This is a genomic window from Alkalilacustris brevis (genome assembly GCF_003350345.1).
Lineage (GTDB): Bacteria > Pseudomonadota > Alphaproteobacteria > Rhodobacterales > Rhodobacteraceae > Alkalilacustris > Alkalilacustris brevis.
The window spans coordinates 1-3,494 of record NZ_QNVJ01000024.1; the positions used below are offsets into that span (position 1 = coordinate 1).

Annotated in this window: 3 protein-coding genes and 1 pseudogene; all 4 read right to left on the reverse strand. The window is 67.6% G+C overall.

Features of this window, described 5'->3' with window-relative positions:
• On the reverse strand, positions 1-1,002 hold a 1,002-nt coding region (locus DQ229_RS03580; protein WP_155326433.1), incomplete at its 3' end, for a major capsid protein.
• A 48-nt stretch (positions 1,003-1,050) separates the two neighbouring features.
• A complete protein-coding gene (locus DQ229_RS03585) occupies positions 1,051-1,431 on the reverse strand; it encodes a head decoration protein (RefSeq protein WP_114964910.1) in 381 nt (126 codons plus the stop codon).
• A gap of 113 nt (positions 1,432-1,544) precedes the next feature.
• A complete protein-coding gene (locus DQ229_RS03590) occupies positions 1,545-3,026 on the reverse strand; it encodes a S49 family peptidase (protein ID WP_114964911.1) in 1,482 nt (493 codons plus the stop codon).
• Positions 3,026-3,494, reverse strand: a pseudogene (locus DQ229_RS16450) (phage portal protein); the annotation flags it as partial. The pseudogene DQ229_RS16450 and the gene DQ229_RS03590, both read right to left, overlap by 1 nt.

Genomic DNA, 3,494 nt, shown 5'->3' on the forward strand with positions numbered 1-3,494 from the left:
GATCGCGAGGCGCGGGCGCTTGTTGACCGGCAGGATCGAGGCCTCGGTCATCAGATCGATCCATCGTCCCTTGGCATCCATCATCTGCCGCGCATAAAGCGGCAGCCCGACCGTGTTGGCGGTCTCCAGGAGATTCGCGGGCCCGCCATAGGTGGTGAAGGTGTCGAACGTGCCCAGCGGGAAGGCGATGCCCTCGCCGGTGGGGATCAGCCGCTCCGATGTGCCGTTCGAAAGCGTGACCGAGCCGTTATACTCCTCGAACAGGATGCCGGCGAAGGGGAAGGCGCGGCGCATGTCCTCGCGCAGTGGCTGGCCACCCGTGGCGGAGAAGAACTTGTAGGCATCCTCGGTCTTGGGGTGGCTGATCAGCTTGTCGAAGAATTCGGAGCTGACCAGCGCATGGGCGGTGGTCATGGTCTCGCCGAGGAGGTTGTCCTCAATGGCGCGCAGGACGTTGCGGACCTTGCCCTGGATATTGGTGCCCGCCGTGCCAAAGACGAAGTCGACCGAGATCTGATCGAGGCCGAATTCGGTGAAATAGTTGTAGAGGGTCGTGCCCGCCCCGTCCTTCACGATGCCGCGCAGCGCGTTCATCTCCATGTACTCGCGGGTCTGGGCATGCTTGCGGCGCATCAGCGTGAGCTTGCGGTTCATCACCTCGACCAGCGGATCGGCCGCGTCGGAGACGCCCAGCGCGGGCATGCCCTGGATGTCGGCGGGCAGGATTACGTCGTCATGCGGGATCCACGGCAGCGCGAAGCTGCGCATCGAGCGCGCCTCGCGGTTGCCGACCGTGGCGGGGGCGCCCAGCGGCACGGAGGGCAGGAGGCTCAGCACCCCCTCGCGCTGTTCGATCACGATGGAGCGCTGGGTGACGCCCTCGAAGCGGAAGAGGCCGATCTGGCCGAGGCGGGTGTAGAGGTTGGGCAGGATGTTGATGGCCTGCGTCATCTCGGCGAGCGAATAGCCGCCCGTGTCGAACGGGTTGCGGGTGATGGTCATGGGGAACTCCGGGGAAAGAGGGGCAGGGGGGAGATGCGCGGGAGCGGATCAGGCGGTTTCGCGCGGGATGATGCCGAGCGCGGCCAGCTGGCCGTGCTTTGTGGCGGTCTTGGGCGCATCATCGACGGTGGCGTCGAAGACGAGGGCGGCCTTCGAGACGATGGCGGGGCCGCGCGCGACCACCACGCCGATCGCGTCGGTGGCGCTGGCATCCACGGCGTAGAGCAGCACGGCGGCGGCGGTCTGCGCGCCGTCCGAGCCGCCCGATGTGGCGAGCTTGTACTTGCCGCTGGCGGTGATCCGGCCCAGCACGGCGCCGACGGGATAGTTGGTGCCCTCGAGCAGGGTGACGGTCTCGCGGGTGTAGTTCGGGTTGACCTCGTATTTGAGGACATCGCCGCTCAAAGCGGGCTGATGAAGGACGGTCATGGCGGGGAGCCTTTCTCAGGAACGCAAAGGATGAACCCCGCCGACGCGGATCGGCGGGGCTATGGTGATGCTGGTGGTTCGCAGTCGTTCTGGCCGGAGACTTCCGGGGAAGTTCAGCCGCGCGGGTTGGCTGCTGTGCGCTTCGCGGCGGCGACGATGGGGCTTTCGGAAACTTTCGGCAGAATCGGCGACGGCGCTGCGGCCACCACGTCGCGCGCGTCAGCTGCGGCACTGGCACGCTCCAGCACCAGGCGGCGCAGGGCCTCGGGGGTGGTGCCCTCGCGAAGCGCTTTCGCCGCGTCGATGGCGATGCCGAGGCGGCCCGCCTGCGCCGCGATCTCGGCGATCTCCGCCGCCGCCTCGCGAAGCTGCGCCGAGAGCTCGGCCAGATTGCCGGGCTGCTCGGATGGCTGTTCCGGCGCCGATGCAGATGACGGGTAAGGAGGTGTTCGTGCCGAGACGGTAGTGGCTGGCGCAGGCGCAGTGACTGAATTGCCGGTATCGGATGGCGTATCTGCAGCGGGCGTGTCGACTGTCCCGTCGGTCGCATCATCCGACTGCACATCACTCCTCTCCTCTTGCTGCGTCTTTTCAGGGTCAGGCGCGTTGGCCATGGGTCTCTCCTTTCGGGGGTGGGTGATGGCTTGGTGACTTTTTGCGGGAGCCGCGCGGGCGAATGCAGCGGACGGCCTTCGTGCGACCATCTGCCGAAATGTGGCAAAGCCTCGCGTCAGATCGCTCACATCGTCGGCGAGGCCTGCGGCGACAGCATCCGCCCCGCGGAAGGTCGCGGCTTCGGAGGCCATGGCGGCCTCCTGGCTGATCTTGCCAGAACGTCCAGCGGCTACAGTTTCCGCGAACAGAAATCGCAGCACATCGATTTCGCGCTGGATGTCGTCGCGCACGGCCTCGGGCAGCGGCTGATACGGATTGCCATCGACCTTGTGCTGGCCGGAATGGATCAGCGTGACGCGCACCCCGTCCTGGTCCAGCTGCCCGCTGAGGTCGGCATGGAGCACCACGACCCCGATGCTGCCCAGCGCGCCGGTGCGTGGCAGCAGGATGCGGTCGGCCTGGCTCGCCAGCGCATAGCCCGCCGAGAAGGCGTGTTCGGCGACAAAGGCCCAGACAGGTTTGCGGGCCCGAATGGCACGAATGCGATCTGCGAGGTCAAAAACACCCGCAACTTCGCCCCCAAAACTGTCGATTTCCAATGCCAGACCGCGCACCGCCGGATCGCTGGCCGCCGCCTCGATCTGGGCGGCGATGCCCTCGTAACTGGTCTGACCCGAGGATTGCCCGATCCAGCCGCCGCGATGGATCAGCACGCCTGCGACCTCGATCACGGCGATGCCATCCACGACCGGGTAGGGCGCATCGCCATGCAGGCGATAGCTGTCCGCAAGGCGACCGGCGAGAATGCCGGCGCGGACGGGCAGGGTGGCCGCTCCATCCGGCGCCTCGACGCCGTCTGCCAGTTCGACCCGCCGCCCCAGGATGCGGGGACCGAGGCCGGACAGGAAGGCCATGGCCTTGGAGGGTTCCACCAGCAGCGGCGTGTTGAAGGCGCGCGCGGCAATGCGGGCATGGAGCATCAGGGCTGGTCCTCGTCTGGGCGCGGGCGATCCTCCGCGTCATCGGTTGTATCGTCTGCGTCAGGCGTCGCTGCGCCTGGGGCGTCGTCTTTACCGGGGACTGCCTGCGCACCTTGTGCGGGCGAGCCGGGGCGACGGAAGTCGAGGCCCAGCGCGCGCTCGCGTTCCCGCTCGGCGGCGATTTCGCGGTCGACCTGCTCGGCGTCGTAGCCGCGCTCGGCGATGGCCTGGGTGCGGGATTTGAGGCCCGCCTCGATCTGGGCGATCTCGGCATTGGCATCCTTCAAGGGGTCAACCCAGTCCCATTTCGTGGGCAGCCAGTCAGCGGTCAGGAGCCGCGCGCGGTTCGCCTCGTAGCCGGGCAGGGTGAGCGCACCGGACAAGACAGCGGCATCCATCCAGCGCGCATAGACCGGGCGGCAGAGCTGCCAGACCATGACCGAATGCTGCCAGGCCGAGACGCGGCGG

Coding starts and splice junctions, on each gene's coding strand:
- DQ229_RS03585 (WP_114964910.1), bottom strand. CDS start 1,431: ATGACCGTCCTTCATCAGCCCGCTTTGAGCGGCGATGTCCTCAAATAC.
- DQ229_RS03590 (WP_114964911.1), bottom strand. CDS start 3,026: ATGCTCCATGCCCGCATTGCCGCGCGCGCCTTCAACACGCCGCTGCTG.